This window comes from Pseudoalteromonas galatheae (assembly GCF_005886105.2).
GTDB lineage: Bacteria > Pseudomonadota > Gammaproteobacteria > Enterobacterales > Alteromonadaceae > Pseudoalteromonas > Pseudoalteromonas galatheae.
In genome coordinates this window covers 2801209-2816949 of record NZ_PNCO02000001.1, presented here as the reverse complement: position 1 = coordinate 2816949, position 15741 = coordinate 2801209, and the positions used below count along the sequence as shown (strand labels likewise).

The following is a 15741-nucleotide window of genomic DNA, read 5'->3' as shown; positions in this document are numbered from 1 at the left end:
TTTGCTTGCTTATTTCTTGCCAATTAATAACTCGTTTTCGATTGGTATAAACTCACTGGCAGCACGGATCAAAGAAGCAGCGGTAAGCTGCGGCACGCCGTAAACTTCAACTCGGGTATGGTATTTATCTCTGAGTTTACTTGCGAGTAAATCAAAATCACCATCGCCAGTTACTAGAATAATTACATCGGATCCAGACGCACACTCCATGGCATCAATGGTAATGCCAACATCCCAATCACATTTCGCCGAGCCATCGGCACGTTGAATATAAGGCTTTAACTTCACCTCAAAGCCAATTGCTCGCAGGATATTTTGAAACTGTCTTTGTTTATCGTCACCTCGTTCGCTGGAATAGGCAATGGCTTGATATACCTCGCGATTAGCCGTTGCTTTGCGCCAAAACGCATTGTAGTCAAAGCCTGTTTGGTAGGCTTGCTTGGTAGTGTAATAAACATTCTGGGCGTCGACTAAAATGGTGACTTTTTCCATAACGGGCTCATAGCAATAAATTTGCTTTATGATAGCAAGATTAGCGTTTGTTTAGCCATTTACTCATCGCGGCATCATAGGCTTTTTTAATGGCTCCGCCATCGCAAGGGCGAGGCGCAGTACGCCAATTCTTATTTAATCCTTCCGGTGTAGGAATGCTCGGATCGGGCCTAACTTCAGCGTAACATAGGCCATTTTCACGGTAGACTGTATATTGAGACGTAGACTCGAGTTGCTCCCTTTGCATGCTCGCAGCGGTGGTTTGATGTGTTTTAGGCACGGTGAGCCGCTGTGGCTTTTCTTGGTTTTGGCTGAGTACAGCGTCACTCGGAGCGCGTTCTAAAAGTTGCTGACGAAATTGAGAGATTGCTTTGCGATGATCTAGCTTTTTAGGTTGCGTGACGATCGCTGCTTTGGTTATGTGCTTTGTTTTACTTTCAATCGCAGGTTTTTTTGGTTCCGTTTGCGCAGTTTTTAGTATTTCAACCGTATCGTCCGGCAACGTCGGTTTTAACTTCTCTACTGGCTTATCTTCAGTTATCGTCGGTGTCCCAATACGCTCCATCTTGGGCTTGGCAGGCTCAATAACCAAATAGGTTTTCATTGCCTTAATTTCTATAGGCTTTGAGGGGATATAAATACTTTGCTGCAGATACCAGCCGAGCAGTAGATGCAGCACAATAGAGGCGATAATGGTGAAACTAATCAGGTTGTGTTGGAGCAGCCGCATTATTCTTATTAAATCCTTGAGTCATGCGGAGTTAGAGCTTAATAAAGACTTAATTGTTCCCTCAATAGGCAAATTAATCTGTGACTAATTGCGCGGAAATATGTTTTAGCAAGGTGAGTTCACGTAAAACGGACATCCCTTTGTTATTCGCATCATTGAGTTTTGCTTCGTTATGCGCGATGGCTTGGTTTATATTGATCCACACCGGTTTCATACCATTGGCGTGTTCATAATCCTCCATCGCTGGCGCATCAAATTCGCCACAAATCTCACAAACGTAGCAATAAGAAATAATATGCACATTGTCATGATCGGGTTTATACCAAGGGCGGTACTCTTCATAGCGGCCAAACGGCGTCAACCCTGTGATGGATACTGCACCCGTTTCTTCTTTTAGCTCGCGCTCCAATGCTGCTTCTAAGCTTTCACCCTCGTCGACGCCGCCACCTGGCAAGGTGTAATCGTCATAACGTTTGGTGTAAAGCATAAGGATGTCGTTGCCTCTAAGGACAATGGCGCGAGTGGTCTTTCTGGTAAAGCAGCTGCCTTGAAGCGGAATGACTGGGGTGTTATTTAAGCTTTGCATGGGGTTTTAACTTCGATCTAGTTAACAAGGATGGGTTTACAATGCGATACGCTAGCGTAAAAGCGGCGTATCGCGAAAGAAGATATTAAAACGGAGAGGGGTACGCTTTAAATACCGTATCAATCTCGGCTAAAGACTCTGCACATAGCGGCTGTTCAAACGCTTGGATATTTTCTTTAAGCTGCGCCATGGTTGTCGCGCCGATTATGGTTGAAGTCACCCCGTCTACTTGGTCGCACCAAGCTAGCGCCAGCTGCGCCGCAGTCATATTAAATTCTTTGGCGATTTCTAGATATTTTGCAACGGCTTCTTGAGCTAATTGCGTATCTCTGAATAAGCCCTGCCGTTGTACCAAAGTCCAGCGGCTACCTTCAGGTCTTGCGCCCCCTAAATACTTACCGCTTAGCATTCCCCCAGCTAATGGCGACCAAGGTAAATAGGCAATATCTTCGTTTACACAAGTCTCAATCAAGTAAGGCCAATCTTTGGCATGTAGCAAGCTAAACTCATTTTGAATTGAAACCGGCTTAGGTAGGTTGTGCTGCATCGCCAAATTAAGGTAAGTGTGAATGCCCCAAGGTGTATCATCAGAAAGACCCCAATGGCGAATTTTACCTGCTTGAATACAGCTTGCTAAGCCTTCCAAAATATCTAGCATGCCCGCGCGCTCTTCGTCGCGGTCAAGTGCAGTCAGAGGAACCATGCCAGGCCATTGTTTACCAAAGTGCGGTGAAGTACGGTTTGGCCAATGTAGTTGGTAAAGGTCAATATAGTCGGTATTCAGGCGCGCTAACGAATCGTCCACCGCTTGGATCACTGATTGTCCCGTAATAGGGCCGCCTTCACGGATCCAAGGCAAACCGCTTCCCGCAATCTTTGTGGCAAGTACAAGTTTTTCGCGCTTTTCTTGATGGCGCTTTAACCAATTGCCAATGATGGCTTCGGTTTTACCGTAGGTTTCAGGTGAGGGAGGGACCGCATACATTTCAGCGGTATCAATGAAGTTAATACCACGGCTTAGTGCATAATTGATTTGCTCGTCGGCATCATGCTGGTTGTTTTGTACGCCCCAAGTCATGCTTCCTAAACAAATGCGTGAAACTTCAAGTGGGCTACTACCAAGTCGTGAGTACTCCATGCAGGCTCCTGATTGCTGAATGATTAGATAAAGTCAAAGTAACGGATTTAGTACTTTGAACAGTATTGATATTGTTAGCATTATCTCTGTTTTGCAGTGCAAGTTGCAACAGACATCCACACAAGTATAGCTTAGAACACTAAGGCCTACGTTCAAGATTGCAACAGTTGGAAAATTAGCACATAATAAACACTGTTTATTTAGACAGTGTTTTTAGCGTGCGTAAATTTATTCATATTGATATGGACGCGTTCTATGCATCAGTAGAAATGCGCGATAACCCCGAGCTTGCAAAGGTGCCGATGGCGATTGGTGGTCGTAGCCATCGCGGGGTGCTATCCACAGCTAACTATATTGCTCGGCAATATGGCGTGCGCTCGGCCATGTCGAATTATCAAGCGAAAAAACTCTGCCCTCAGCTGGTGATTGTACCTGGGAGAATGGAGGTCTATAAGGCAATATCGCAACAAATTCGCGCTATTTTTGCCCGCTATACTGAGCTAATTGAGCCACTGTCTTTAGATGAAGCTTATCTAGATGTTACTGAGTGTCAGCAATGTAATGGCAGTGCAACGCTTATCGCCGAGCAGATACGAGCGGATATCTTTGCTGAAACGGGCCTTACAGCTTCGGCGGGAATTGCGCCAATCAAGTTTTTAGCCAAAATTGCCAGCGATGAAAACAAGCCTAATGGTCAGTGTGTGATCCCGCCTCACCAAGTGAGCGCTTTTATCGATGCGTTACCTCTCAAAAAAATCCCAGGTGTAGGTAAAGTGACTCAACAACGTTTGCTTGCCATGGGACTTGAGTATGGCCGAGATATTAAGGCACTGTCTGAAACTCAGTTACGCCAGTCATTTGGCAAGTTTGGCACTGTATTATGGCGGCGTTGTCAAGGTATTGATGAGCGCCGAGTTGAAACCGACAGAGTGCGCAAATCGATAGGCGTTGAAACCACATTTGCAGAAGACACGCTCGACCTTGATACCTTAAAGCAAGTCATAAAAGAAAAGTTGTTACCTGAACTGACTCGCCGAGCACAGCCTTATTTACAGCGCGGCTTTAATAAGCTTGGCGTTAAAGTGAAGTTTTACGATTTCACCCAAACCACCAAAGAATGCCAATACCAGCATATTGACTTGCCGGTTTTTGAAGAGCTATTGATTGAAGCGATGGCACGGCAAAAGTTTAAACCTGTGCGCCTCGTGGGTTTGCACTTAGGGCTAAATGAAAAATCTAACACTCATGCTCAACTGGGACTTTTTGATGGCTAATTCTGACCTACCTAGACTAAAAGATAACTGCAATTAGTTTATTTTGTGCTAGCTTCGAAGTTGTCGTGCAACAAACTAATCACGCCAACTGCGTGTAATTAAAACAACAACAAGAGGTAAGCATTATGCAATCCATAATGATCGTACTCTTCGGCATCATAGGGATGTTATTTGGATGGTTTGTCTATTCCAAATTTATTGCTGAAAAAATATTTAAAATGGATGACAACTTTGTCACGCCGGCTCATGAACTTGAGGACGGCGTAGATTATGTTCCCACTAACAAAGTGGTATTGTGGGGGCATCACTTTACTTCAGTCGCAGGTGCTGCACCAATTGTTGGTCCTGCTATCGCCGTGTATTGGGGCTGGGTGCCTGCGGTACTTTGGGTGGTATTTGGCACTATATTTTTTGCGGGTGTCCATGATATGGGCGCGCTATGGGCAAGTGCTCGCCATAAAGGTAAGTCGATGGGCGCTTTGTCTGAAAGCGTAATTGGCAAGCGCACTCGTTCATTGTTTATGATTGTGGTCTTCCTTGTGCTGCTCATGGTGAATGCCGTGTTCGGCGTGGTGATCGCAAACTCCTTCGTGGGCAACCCAAATGCGGTATTCCCTGCTTGGTCTGCTATTGTCGTGGCACTTATCATCGGTCAATTGCTTAAACGAAAAGTGCCGCTAGTACCGCTCTGTATTATCGGGGTTATTGTGCTCTACGCGACCATTTATATGGGCAGTAGTATGCCGATTACCTTACCAACCGAAATGTTCGGTCTAAGTGATAAAGCTAATTGGATCATCATTCTGTTTATCTATGCTGCCGTGGCGTCATTGCTGCCAGTTTGGATGCTATTACAACCTCGTGATTTTATTAATGGTATGCAGTTACTGGTTGGTTTGGTTTTATTATACGGTGCGGTATTTGTAGTGATGCCAGATATCACCGCGCCTGCATTTAATACCCAAACCGTGGAGAATACCCCAAGTATTATCCCGCTATTATTCGTAACGATTGCCTGTGGTGCGGTATCTGGTTTCCACGGTATTGTTTCGTCGGGAACGAGTTCTAAACAACTAGATAAAGAAAAAGACGGCCGTTTTGTCGGCTACTTAGGTGCAGTTGGTGAAGGCTCATTAGCACTTATTACGTTGGTCGCCGTAAGTGGTGTGATGCTCGCAGTATCGCCAGAAGAGTGGCACGAAATTTATAGTCATCTTGGTGCCGGTAGCGTATCAGCCTTTATTAATGGGGGTTCAAACCTTATCAGCACAGGTTGGGGACTACCAGTTGAAATCGCATCAACCTTACTTGCCGTTATGGTTGTACTTTTTGCAGGCACCACTATGGATTCTGGCGTTAGACTTCAGCGTTATATTATTCAAGAGTGGGGTGAAATTTATAATATCAAACTACTCAATAACGGTATTGTCGCAACCTTATTTGCTGTAGGATGCTGCTTGTTACTTGCCTTTGGTGCTGGTGGTGCTTCAGGTAGCGGTGGCATGGTAATTTGGCCGCTGTTTGGTTCAACCAACCAAATCTTGGCAAGCTTAACTTTGTTGGTTATCTCAGTATACCTTATCAAACTAGGTCGTCCTGCTAAGTACACCTTGATCCCTATGGTGTTTGTACTGGTAATGGCGTTTTTTGCTGGTGTGATCAAGCTAGGTGAATACTATCAAAAAGGCAATTGGTTGTTGGTTGTGCTTGACGTTATCGTGCTAGTGGTCAGTATTTTAGTCATGTTAGAAGCTTGGTCTGTGATCAGCAAAACCAAAGCGAAACCAGATGAAGCCCGTGATATGTCGTAGTTCCCTTGGAACTTGACCACAAATCACCTATAGTCGGCCCTAATTCTAATATAGAAAAGGGCCGTTTTTATGTCTTTTCCAATCGCATTACCTTGTAACACCCTATTTGAAAGCGATGCAGATGCTATCGTTGTTGTTACTCATGATATCCAAAATCTCGGCAGTGCACAGCTTGATGAAGTTGCTGCGCCATTTTTAGCCGTTGATGCACGCATTGCACAAAAGGCAAGCCTGCTTGTTTCGGACAAAGTACCTGGCAAGCGTTTGGTGATTGCGCCAACCGGATCACTAGACAGAGATTACGATGACGTTCGTCGTTATTTTGAAGCGGCAAAGGCTGGTATTTTAGAAGCGAAAGCGGCTGGTGCGGTAAAACCTGTGCTTGCTGTTGTTAATGTGCCTGCCGATGATCGTTACGAAAATGCGCGTGCTGTAAGCTTTTTAGGTGCATGCCAAGGCTTATGGCAGCCATTAGAGGCACGTGAGTACCGTGGCGAAGCGATTGAACCAATCGAAGCGATTTATGTTTTTGAAGCGTCAGCACAATGCTGCGATCAACTAAGCGCAATCGCTGCAGGCCAATATGCTGCGCGTGATCTGTGTGGTACAGAACCTGAGCGCATGGCACCGCCTCGTTTTGCTGACTACTGCGTTGAGCTGTTCCAAGGTTCAGCGGTAAGCGTTGAAGTTATCGCTGATCGTAAAATTATGGATGAGCAGTATCCACTTTTAAGCACGGTGGCGCGTGCCTCTTACGCCGTTGAACGCCATCACCCTCGTGTTGTAAAAATGGCATACGAGCCTGAAGGTGATGTTGAGCGTACTCTTATTTTTGTTGGTAAAGGTCTTGTTTACGATACCGGTGGTGCCGACCTTAAAGTAGGTGGCTTTATGGCGGGCATGAGCCGAGATAAAGGTGGTGCGGCTTCAGTGGTTGGTTTTATGGAAGCGGTTGCCAAGTATCAGCCAAAAGGCGTTAAGGTTATTGCTTACCTTGCCGTGGTTCGTAACTCGATTGGTTCTGACTGTTTCGTGCCGGATGAAATCATTGAGAGCAGGGAAGGGGTTCGTGTTCGTATTGGTAACACCGATGCGGAAGGTCGCTTGGCGATGGGGGATTTACTCAGCGAAGCGAAAGACTTAGCTCTGGGTGAGAAAAACCCTGAGATCTTTACGGTTGCAACACTGACAGGTCATGCGGCGCGCGCTATGGGTCCTTACAGTGCTTACGTTGAGAATGGTCCTGCACGAGCAGCGCAAGTATCTCGCAAGATTGCAGATATGGGCGACTTATGGGCTGACTGCGCGGAAGTGTCGCGTAGCCGACGCGAAGACTATGACTTTGTAAAACCACGCACCCTTGCGGATGATGTGCTATCGAGCAACAACGCTCCATCGGCGGTTACCGCTCGTGGTCACCAATTCCCAATGGCATTTTTGGCAATTGTTGGTGGTTTAGACAAGCATGGTTGTAATGCTGAGTTGCCAATTCCGTATGTACATATGGATATTGCAGGTAGCGGTGTTGAAGGTGGCGATTGGCAACATGGCAAACCAACCGCTGCAACCGTTGCAAGTTTGTTTGCTCGGTATTGTATTTAATACCAATTGAATTAATTCTCTAATCAATTTGAAGGGTGAAATAGCATATTAGCTTCGTTAAAAATTTCTCATTTAGAACAACTAAATAGCAAAATTTTTGCCTTGCCTATATGGATATAGGTACCTTAGCGGTAGCAGGACGCGAGAGCGGTGCTACTAAAGCTATTTTCCCGCTTCAAGATAGATCATTTACTTAATACAACTGGTATAAGATTGATAAAAGGGAAGCATAGCAGCTTCCCTTTTTGGCTGGGTAAACTAAATGGTTATTTAGGGGCTAGTCCTCTGCGTTTTAATAGCGCTTCAGTCGTTGGCTCTTTTCCGCGGAATGCTTTGTAAGAGTCCATTACAGGTCTTGAGTTACCAACCGATAAAATATGTTTACGATATTTTTCGCCATTTTCAAGTTTAAGTCCACCGAGCTTTTGCACGTATGCATAGGCGTCGGCTGCTAATATTTCACTCCACATATAAGCATAGTAACCAGCAGAATAGCCGCCTCCCATAGAGTGCGCAAAAAATGCTGATTTATAACGCGGTGGAACGTAATCGAGGGCGACTCCATGCTTCTTCAGTGCCGCTTGTTCAAATTCATTGATATCAGTGGGTGCATGCTCAGGTGAAATTGTATGCCACTCCATATCTAAGAGCGCAGATGCCATGTACTCCAATGTATCGTAGCCCATATTAAAAGTTCGTGAGCGGATCACTTTATCAAGCAGTGTTTTTGGGATAGGCTCCCCGGTTTGGTAATGCTTTGCATAGTTACTGATAACTTCAGGGTGTGCAGCCCAGTCTTCCTCAAAGGTTGAGGGAAACTCAACAAAATCACGAGAAACAGCGGTTCCAGCAAGACTCGGATATTTTACGTCAGAAAACATCCCATGTAAGCCATGTCCCATTTCGTGAAACATAGTTGTCACTTCACTGTAGCTCACAAAGGTTGGTTCACCATCAGGTGCCTTTGCAATATTCATGACATTGATAACCACAGGCTTTTGGTTTAATAACTTAGATTGCCCTACAAATGAATTCATCCAAGCTCCACCACGTTTACCTTCTCTTGCAAAATAGTCGGCAAAGAATATCGCGAGGCTTTCACCATTGTTATCGAACAGTTCATAAGCCTTAACATCTGGATGATACACAGGTAAGTCAGGGCGAGCTTTGAAACTTACGCCGTACAGCTTATTCATGGTATAAAAAACACCATTTTCTAAGACGTTATTAAATTCGAAGTACTTTTTCACTTCTGTTTCGTCCAGATCATAACGAGATTGACGAACTTTTTCAGCGTAGTATGCCCAGTCCCAAGGTTTGATGTCGAACGAGTGCCCTTCGCTTTGAATAAGCGTTTTAATATCTGCTGCTTCCTTTTCCACGTTGGAAACAACGGCCGGCACCATGCTGCCAAGCATGTTGTAAACTGCTTTAGGGTTTCCAGCCATTTGCTTTTCTAGGCCGTAGTCTGCCCAGCTTTTATACCCTAACAGCGCTGCTTTTTCGGCCCTTAGCTGTGCCAGCCGAATGATAATTTGAGTGTTGTCATTATCACCTGACTGAGCACGATAAGCAGAAGCTTGCCAAATCTGTTGCCTAAGTGCTCGGTTGGTTAAAGACGCTAAAATAGGTTGACGAGTGGTGTTGGTAATACCGATTAAGTACTTGTCTTTATGTCCTGCAGCTTCAGCCGCACGTTTAGTGGCAAGAATTTGTCTTTCTGTTAAACCGTCTAATGCGGCTTTATCATCAACAATCACTGATATGGCAGACGTTTCTGCTAATAGGTTTTGTGAAAACTGGGTAGTCAGAGAGGAATGCTCTTCATTGATTTTGCGAATTTTCTCCTTATCTTCAGCACTTAGTTTTGCGCCAGCTCGCACAAAGTTGGTGTAGTAAACATCCAATAAACGCTTTGATTCTGAGTCCAGTTCGAGTGTGTTGCGATTATCATAAAGCGACTTTATACGGTCAAATAATGCGGCGTTCAAATTGATGTTATCGCGGTGTTCTGCGAGCATTGGGGCTAGCTCTTTTTGTAATTGACGACGCTTTACTGAGCTATCTGTGCCTATTAAGTTAAAAAACACGCTACTGGTTCGCTTTAGCAGTGCACCACTTTTTTCCATTGCAATTAAGGTGTTTTCAAACGTAGGCGCTGCAGGGTTAGTTGCAATACGCTCGATTTCTTTGAGGTGCTCTGCCATACCCAGCTTAAATGCAGGCATAAAATGTTCATCTTTGATCTGGTCAAACATTGGGGTTTGATAGATTAAAGTACTGGCTTTGAACAGTGGATTGTGACGGACTGATTCACTTTTCTTAGGCACGGTAGATGCCACCTCCGTTGTATAATTTGAACAACCAGAGACAAAAAGCGTGGAGTAAATTGTAACGGCGATGATGGTTTTTTTCATAAACTTCTCAATATTTGATGTAATGTTATAGTGTATCTATTGTGTATTTTTAGTTGTGTTTTATCGCATAATAATGGCGGTATCGTGATTCTTGCATCTTAGGCAGATAAGTGTTTCTTAAGTCAGTTTTTGGGCCGGAAACTTATTATCAATGGCGACAGCATTGTGAGCATGCAAACTTTCTTGGTGTTCAATTTTGAACCAATAATCAACAAACTGTGTGTTTTGCTCTAAAAATTGTTTGACTCGTCGTGCGGCATCTTCACAAAACATTAGGTTTTCTGCATTTAGCTTCGCAAATGCTTGTTCATCTTCACGTTTTACCGCAGTTTGAACTGGCGTGCCAATGGCTTGTTCTAGCGCTTTTATAAGGCTTGGAATGAGTGGCAACGTCCGTTCAGTTAGTTTTACCGTTACGTAAGCGAAAGAGCGCTGGCTATGAGGTGTGGCAATGCTCCCTTGTAGAGAGGTTATCCACGTCATTAGTTCGTGTTTTGAAATCATCTGTTGGGAAAACTGTTCTTCGATCTCTTCACTTAATGCTTGTCTAGAAAGTGCCGCTGAACAAGGGCAGGTACTTGAATAGGCAATAGTAAGTGATAACTCATAGCTAAGCTCTGAGTTTATATACTCACAATTAAGCGTGATAGGGTAACTTTGATAGCCGAATTGATCGCTCAACAATGCTGGTTTATCTATGGTTACTTCAAACTGTAACTCAAGCTTGGCTGCTTTGCTCAATCCTTGTTGAGATTGAACCGACTCTTTTAATAACGCTTCAATCGTTTTAATATTCAAAGGAGTCGTACTTAGTATCTCTCTCAAGCGAATGTATAACCGGGACATATGGATCCCTTTCGCCTCAGGTTTATCAAGACTAACAAAAATATTTGCAAGAGCGTTAACTCTTTGGCTGGAAGTGCTTGATATTTCCACTTCTAAAGGTATGGCAATTTTTTCCATACCCACCCACTTTAGCGGTAAGGCTGTTGTTGCAAGTTGCCCAGAGGCAACATCAGGTAAAGATACTGTCATATTTATTTCCGGCGAGGTTTCTAGGGCCTGTTGAACTTTGCTGTTTGATTTTTGTTCTCCTGAGTGTGTTTTGGTCGCGACGCTCGACTTGCCGCCTAGTAATCTAGGCAAAAGTTGAGCAACAATGAACAAAGCGCACTCAGGTGAACCCAAAGGGCAGCGCTTGATTAGCATTTCTACTGTGTTCTCGCCTGACTCACGTAGAATAACTATGCTACGCAGGCTCTGCCTTGTACAAATACCAATCAAACTGCTGCAAAAACAAACTTGAAAGGTAAACATGCCCTAGCGATTAAAAATTAGTGGCATAGCGGCTGTGGGTGTATTAAGCGGTTGTTGGCCGTCATAAACGAGACTGCCATTCACCCAAGTTTTTAAAACTTTTGCTGAAAAACGGTGACCGTCGAACGGGGTCCAGCCACAGTGATAGTGTGTTTTCTGATGGCAAGTGGGTGTTTCGTGATGAGGGTTCACGAGTACCAAGTCAGCATAGTATCCTTCACGAATAAAGCCTCTATCTACAATGTGATATCTTAACGCTGGATTATGTGCCACCTTCTCAACGAGCTGCTCTATAGATAAACGCTGATGATGCACATGGTCGAGCAAGCTTAACAATGCATGTTCAACTAAAGGCAAACCCGCAGGTGCTTGCTGGTAGGGGAGTTGCTTTTCTTGCCAAGTATGAGGCGCGTGATCAGTAGCAATAATATCTATTTGATTATTTCGTACCGCTGCTAATAAAGCATCACGATCGCTTTTCGCTTTAATCGCTGGGTTGCATTTTATTAGGTTACCCTGCTGTGCGTAATCTTCTTGACTGAACCACAAATGATGAACACATGCTTCTGCCGTAATATGTTTGTCGCGAATATCGCCTGAAGGGAATAAGCTCAATTCTTTTTCTGTTGTGATATGCAGTACATGTAAATCGCTACGATATTGTTTCGCTAAAGATACAGCGTACGAAGAGGATGAATAACACGCTTCGACGTCACGAATGATGGGGTGATCTTGAATTGTTAAACTGCCACTGCGTCCGATGCACATGGATAAATTCTTTTCAATCACTCTTCCATCTTCACAGTGGGTGACAATTAGGGTTGGACTTTCTCTGAAAATTGCGTCGAGTGCTTGTGGATGCTCAACGAGTAGATCGCCTGTTGATGCCCCCATAAAAACTTTAACACCACAGTACTTCTTCGCATCTAAACGTTTTATTTGTTCTAAATTATCTTCGGTTGCCCCTAAGTAAAAACTATAGTTTGCCAGCGAGCTTCTAGACGCAATCGCGTATTTCTGTTCAAGAGCTTCAATGGTTGTAGTCGCAGGGCTTACGTTTGGCATTTCCATATAGCTGGTGATACCACCTGCCACAGCAGCTCTCGATTCTGAGGCTATATTCCCCTTCTGTGTTAAGCCGGGCTCACGGAAATGTACTTGGTCGTCTATCATTCCAGGGAGTAGAAAATAACCTGTCGCATCCACAATATTGTCATTTGGCTGCGCAGTTATTGAGCTTGCAATTTTGTTTATTCTGTTATCAACGATAAGTACATCACATTCTTGTGATTGATTCTCGTTGACCACAATTGCATTTTTTATCAGTGTGTTTTTCATATTGTAGGGACCTATTTGTCAAGTTTGGCTTTGCAAAGGTTACATAAGCCAGGCAACTCTAAGCGTGCATTTGCAGCTGAAAATCCAGTGCTTTCTACCGCTTTAAATAGATGCTTGGCAGCCTCTTGAACAGAATCTATTTCTTCTATTTGATGGCAGGATTTGCAGACTAAGATCACGGATAGATGGTGATGGCACGCACCATCTAGACTCTTACAGGCTATATATTTATTTGCAGAATGGATCCGGTGTGCCAGATTGACTGATTCTAAGAATTCAAGAATGCGGTACACGGACATTGCTAGAATAGGAGAGTTGGTGCTTTTATTGTATTTGCTAGTAAGTTCATACGCTGATAGCGGCTCGACTGTTTGCAATAATATTTCAAGCACGCCCTGTCGTTTTTCAGTTAAACGCAGCCCTAACGATTGGCATTTTGCTTGAGCCTGTTTGAGAATAAAGTTTCGTTGAGTTTTGTTCACGGCAATGACGACATAATCCATTCAACTGTTGATACAATATAACATATCAAGCATAATCGATACAATATAACATTTATTGGAGTCGTTATGTCTAAACTATCAACAATATCCTTGCTCGTTGCTGCACTGTTACCACCAAGCCTTGTAGCAAAGTCTATAGAAGGTACAGTCGTCAATAAAGCTGGTAAAGGGATTGCAAATGCATCAATTGAGGTCGAAGGAACTGATATTCGCGTACTCACAGATAACAATGGTCATTTTCAAATTTCGGGTGTTGGGCTTGGAAATAAACAAATCCATGTAAGAGCACCTGGTTTTGCTCATCTGCATAAGGCGCTCACTCTGGAGCAAGGTGGCGTTAAAAACGCAATGCTAATGTTAAATCGTTCTCCAATAGAAGTTATAGATATTGTTGCTACTCCTGTACATATGTCAGCGATGGAATCGGCAGTTCCAGTTAGTGTTTTGTCAGGTGAAACATTGCGTCGACAGCAAACCGCTACACTAGGGGATAGCTTAGAAAAACTGCCTGGCGTCAATACAAATTTTCACGCCAAAGTAGCAAGCACACCAATTATTCGAGGTTTGAGTGGCCCGCGAGTGTTGGTGACGCAAAATGGATTAGATGTCAGTGATGTATCTAGAGTTGGTCCTGATCACTCAGTCGCCTCCGAAGCTTCAACGGCTCAACAAATCGAGGTGTTGCGAGGACCTGCAACTCTTTTTTATGGTAGCGGTGCGATTGGGGGAGTGGTTAACGTCGTCGATACAAGAGTGCCAACCGATAATACAACTCGCGGAGAATGGAATCTGGAAAGTAACTCTGTTGATGACCAAAATACAGCCTCGTTTAATGCGACATCGGGTATTGGTTCTGTGGCCTTATATGTTGATGCATTCTGGCGAGAATCTAATGATTACGAAGTACCTGTTCCTGCTGAAATTCATGAGCATAGTGAAGGGAATGACAATGATGAACATCACTATAAAGTAGCAAATAGTGCTGAAGAGTCTGATGGTTTTACTGTTGGCTCAAGTTACTTATTTGACCAAGGTTATGTCGGTGTGGCTGTTGAGAAATTTAACCGCAAATACGGCATTCCGGGGCATACGCATGGTGATGAAGAAGCACATAATGAGGCTGAAGAGCAGGTTTTTGCCGACTTAGCACAAACAAAAGTGCAACTATTAAGCGAGTACAAGTTTAACAAAGGTTGGCTTGATAAAGTGAATGTGCGTGCTGGTTTTACAGAGTATGAACATGCTGAAGTTGAGCACGGCATGATTGGAACAACATTTAAGAATGATACCAATGAGTTAAAGGTTGATTTACTACATCAGCCTCTGTCCGCTTGGACTGGTGGCGTAAGCTTACATTACAAACACAGTGATGTTGAGGCTCAAGGTAGTGAGGCGTTTACGCCGCCATCTGATACCCAAACACTTGCGATAGGGGTAATGGAGGAAAGGCGGTTTGGTGATTTTTTAGTGCAGTTAGGTGGTCGTATTGAGCAAGTGGAGATCACCGCAAGTAATGTGCCTTTACCGAGTATTGATGCCCACTCGCACGATGCTGAAATGCATGACCACATCGGTCACGATTCAGAAGCAACAAAGGTATATGCGGTTGAGCATCAGTTTACCCCTGTCAGTTTATCTTCGGGTCTTGTATGGGACTTTGCGCAAAATTATAACCTGGGGTTATCTGTTTCACACTCTGAACGCGCTCCTTCTTCATCGGAGTTATTTTCCTTTGGTCCTCACATAGGAACTGGCACTTACGAGGTAGGAGCGTTGTTCAAAATGGATGAGCACGGTCATTTTGAACTCGATGAGCAAGGCATAGCGCTAGAAAAGTCGCACAATATTGATATTACACTGCGAAAAACCCAAGGTGATATAGGCTTTATTTTTAACGCTTTTTACAACCAAGTAGATAACTACTACTATCAAATAGAAACTGGGTTGTACGCCCAGAGCGGCCATAGTCACGACCACAATCATGAACATGAGCACGATCATGCTTCCGAATTACCTATTTATTTATTCAAGACAGATGATGTGGTTTTGCACGGTTTTGAAGCGCAAGTTGCTTGGCAATTGACCGACGAGTTGAAAGTTGATGTTTTCTCTGACTTTGTGCGCGCCAGATTAGAAGAAGGCGGCGATTTACCTCGTACACCACCTCTGCGCTTTGGATCGCAGTTAAGCTATCAGACGGATAATCTCAGTGCACATATCCACATTACTCGATATCAAGAGCAGGACCGGATTGCACCAGAAGAGACCGCGACCGACGGATATACCTTAGTTGATGCTAGCATCTCTTATGATCTTTCTGTGTTAAATCAAGATCTCTCTATTTATCTTAGAGGGAGCAATCTGACGGATACAGAAGCACGAGTACATAGTTCATTCTTAAAAGATATAGGCCCTCGTCCGGGACGCAGTTTCGCGCTTGGTATTCGCGGCTATTTTTAGTTTTAGCAGGTTAAACCATTGTGTACCTGCTGGTTAAAGCCACACAGGTACACAAGTCACTGAGTTGTACAAC

At 44.1% G+C, this 15741-nt stretch carries 12 protein-coding genes and 1 pseudogene; 4 read left to right on the top strand and 9 right to left on the bottom strand.

Annotation, left to right across the window (positions count from 1 at the left end; genetic code table 11):
* Positions 1 to 9 precede the first annotated feature (9 nt).
* The 4 genes from CWC29_RS12530 to CWC29_RS12515 all read right to left on the bottom strand — a co-directional run bounded on the left by CWC29_RS12530 (position 10) and on the right by CWC29_RS12515 (position 2946).
* Positions 10 to 492, bottom strand: a complete 483-nt coding sequence (locus CWC29_RS12530) for a LabA-like NYN domain-containing protein (protein ID WP_128726705.1) — start codon at positions 490 to 492, stop codon at positions 10 to 12.
* A 40-nt stretch (positions 493 to 532) separates the two neighbouring features.
* Positions 533 to 1222: a hypothetical protein gene (locus CWC29_RS12525; RefSeq protein ID WP_128726704.1), complete on the bottom strand. Its 690-nt coding sequence runs from the start codon at positions 1220 to 1222 to the stop codon at positions 533 to 535.
* 73 nt (positions 1223 to 1295) lie between these two features.
* A complete protein-coding gene (locus tag CWC29_RS12520; RefSeq protein WP_069022598.1) occupies positions 1296 to 1808 on the bottom strand; it encodes an NUDIX hydrolase in 513 nt (170 codons plus the stop codon).
* 85 nt (positions 1809 to 1893) lie between these two features.
* Positions 1894 to 2946 carry an aldo/keto reductase gene (locus CWC29_RS12515; RefSeq protein WP_128726703.1) on the bottom strand — a complete coding sequence of 351 codons (1053 nt, stop codon included), beginning with the start codon at positions 2944 to 2946 and terminating at the stop codon, positions 1894 to 1896.
* A gap of 218 nt (positions 2947 to 3164) precedes the next feature.
* Here CWC29_RS12515 and dinB point away from each other — a divergent pair, with 218 nt between their 5' ends.
* The 3 genes from dinB (at position 3165) to CWC29_RS12500 (ending at position 7633) form a co-directional block, all read left to right on the top strand.
* A complete protein-coding gene (dinB, locus tag CWC29_RS12510) occupies positions 3165 to 4220 on the top strand; it encodes a DNA polymerase IV (protein WP_128726702.1) in 1056 nt (351 codons plus the stop codon).
* Positions 4221 to 4345: 125 nt separating this feature from the next.
* Positions 4346 to 6031 carry a carbon starvation CstA family protein gene (locus tag CWC29_RS12505; protein WP_128726701.1) on the top strand — a complete coding sequence of 562 codons (1686 nt, stop codon included), beginning with the start codon at positions 4346 to 4348 and terminating at the stop codon, positions 6029 to 6031.
* 69 nt (positions 6032 to 6100) lie between these two features.
* On the top strand, positions 6101 to 7633 hold the full coding sequence (locus tag CWC29_RS12500; RefSeq protein ID WP_138523508.1) for a M17 family metallopeptidase: 1533 nt from the start codon (positions 6101 to 6103) through the stop codon (positions 7631 to 7633).
* Between the two features lie 266 nt (positions 7634 to 7899).
* Here the strand turns inward: CWC29_RS12500 and CWC29_RS12495 are convergent, their stop codons facing one another.
* The 5 genes and pseudogenes from CWC29_RS12495 to CWC29_RS12480 all read right to left on the bottom strand — a co-directional run bounded on the left by CWC29_RS12495 (position 7900) and on the right by CWC29_RS12480 (position 13208).
* Complete coding sequence (locus CWC29_RS12495; protein WP_138522649.1) at positions 7900 to 10050, bottom strand: M3 family metallopeptidase; 2151 nt, start codon at positions 10048 to 10050, stop codon at positions 7900 to 7902.
* Positions 10051 to 10167: 117 nt separating this feature from the next.
* On the bottom strand, positions 10168 to 11085 hold the full coding sequence (folE2, locus tag CWC29_RS12490) for a GTP cyclohydrolase FolE2 (protein ID WP_128725229.1): 918 nt from the start codon (positions 11083 to 11085) through the stop codon (positions 10168 to 10170).
* Positions 11086 to 11103: 18 nt separating this feature from the next.
* A pseudogene (locus CWC29_RS24210) lies at positions 11104 to 11259 on the bottom strand (GTP cyclohydrolase FolE2); the annotation flags it as partial.
* Positions 11260 to 11370: 111 nt separating this feature from the next.
* Positions 11371 to 12705 carry a dihydroorotase gene (locus tag CWC29_RS12485; RefSeq protein ID WP_138522651.1) on the bottom strand — a complete coding sequence of 445 codons (1335 nt, stop codon included), beginning with the start codon at positions 12703 to 12705 and terminating at the stop codon, positions 11371 to 11373.
* Positions 12706 to 12716: 11 nt separating this feature from the next.
* The gene (locus tag CWC29_RS12480) at positions 12717 to 13208 is read right to left on the bottom strand and encodes a Fur family transcriptional regulator (RefSeq protein ID WP_138522653.1); all 492 of its coding nucleotides are present in this window, start codon (positions 13206 to 13208) and stop codon (positions 12717 to 12719) included.
* Positions 13209 to 13274: 66 nt separating this feature from the next.
* On the opposite strand from CWC29_RS12480, the gene CWC29_RS12475 reads away from it, so the two are divergent.
* A complete protein-coding gene (locus tag CWC29_RS12475; RefSeq protein ID WP_138522655.1) occupies positions 13275 to 15668 on the top strand; it encodes a TonB-dependent receptor in 2394 nt (797 codons plus the stop codon).
* Positions 15669 to 15741: the final 73 nt, after the last annotated feature.

Excerpts from the sequence above, each read along its gene's own strand:
- CWC29_RS12530 (WP_128726705.1), bottom strand. The coding sequence starts at position 492 with ATGGAAAAAGTCACCATTTTAGTCGACGCCCAGAATGTTTATTACACT.
- CWC29_RS12525 (WP_128726704.1), bottom strand. The coding sequence starts at position 1,222 with ATGCGGCTGCTCCAACACAACCTGATTAGTTTCACCATTATCGCCTCT.
- CWC29_RS12520 (WP_069022598.1), bottom strand. The coding sequence starts at position 1,808 with ATGCAAAGCTTAAATAACACCCCAGTCATTCCGCTTCAAGGCAGCTGC.
- CWC29_RS12515 (WP_128726703.1), bottom strand. The coding sequence starts at position 2,946 with ATGGAGTACTCACGACTTGGTAGTAGCCCACTTGAAGTTTCACGCATT.
- CWC29_RS12505 (WP_128726701.1), top strand. The coding sequence starts at position 4,346 with ATGCAATCCATAATGATCGTACTCTTCGGCATCATAGGGATGTTATTT.
- CWC29_RS12500 (WP_138523508.1), top strand. The coding sequence starts at position 6,101 with ATGTCTTTTCCAATCGCATTACCTTGTAACACCCTATTTGAAAGCGAT.
- CWC29_RS12495 (WP_138522649.1), bottom strand. The coding sequence starts at position 10,050 with ATGAAAAAAACCATCATCGCCGTTACAATTTACTCCACGCTTTTTGTC.
- folE2 (WP_128725229.1), bottom strand. The coding sequence starts at position 11,085 with ATGACAGTATCTTTACCTGATGTTGCCTCTGGGCAACTTGCAACAACA.
- CWC29_RS12485 (WP_138522651.1), bottom strand. The coding sequence starts at position 12,705 with ATGAAAAACACACTGATAAAAAATGCAATTGTGGTCAACGAGAATCAA.
- CWC29_RS12480 (WP_138522653.1), bottom strand. The coding sequence starts at position 13,208 with ATGGATTATGTCGTCATTGCCGTGAACAAAACTCAACGAAACTTTATT.
- CWC29_RS12475 (WP_138522655.1), top strand. The coding sequence starts at position 13,275 with ATGTCTAAACTATCAACAATATCCTTGCTCGTTGCTGCACTGTTACCA.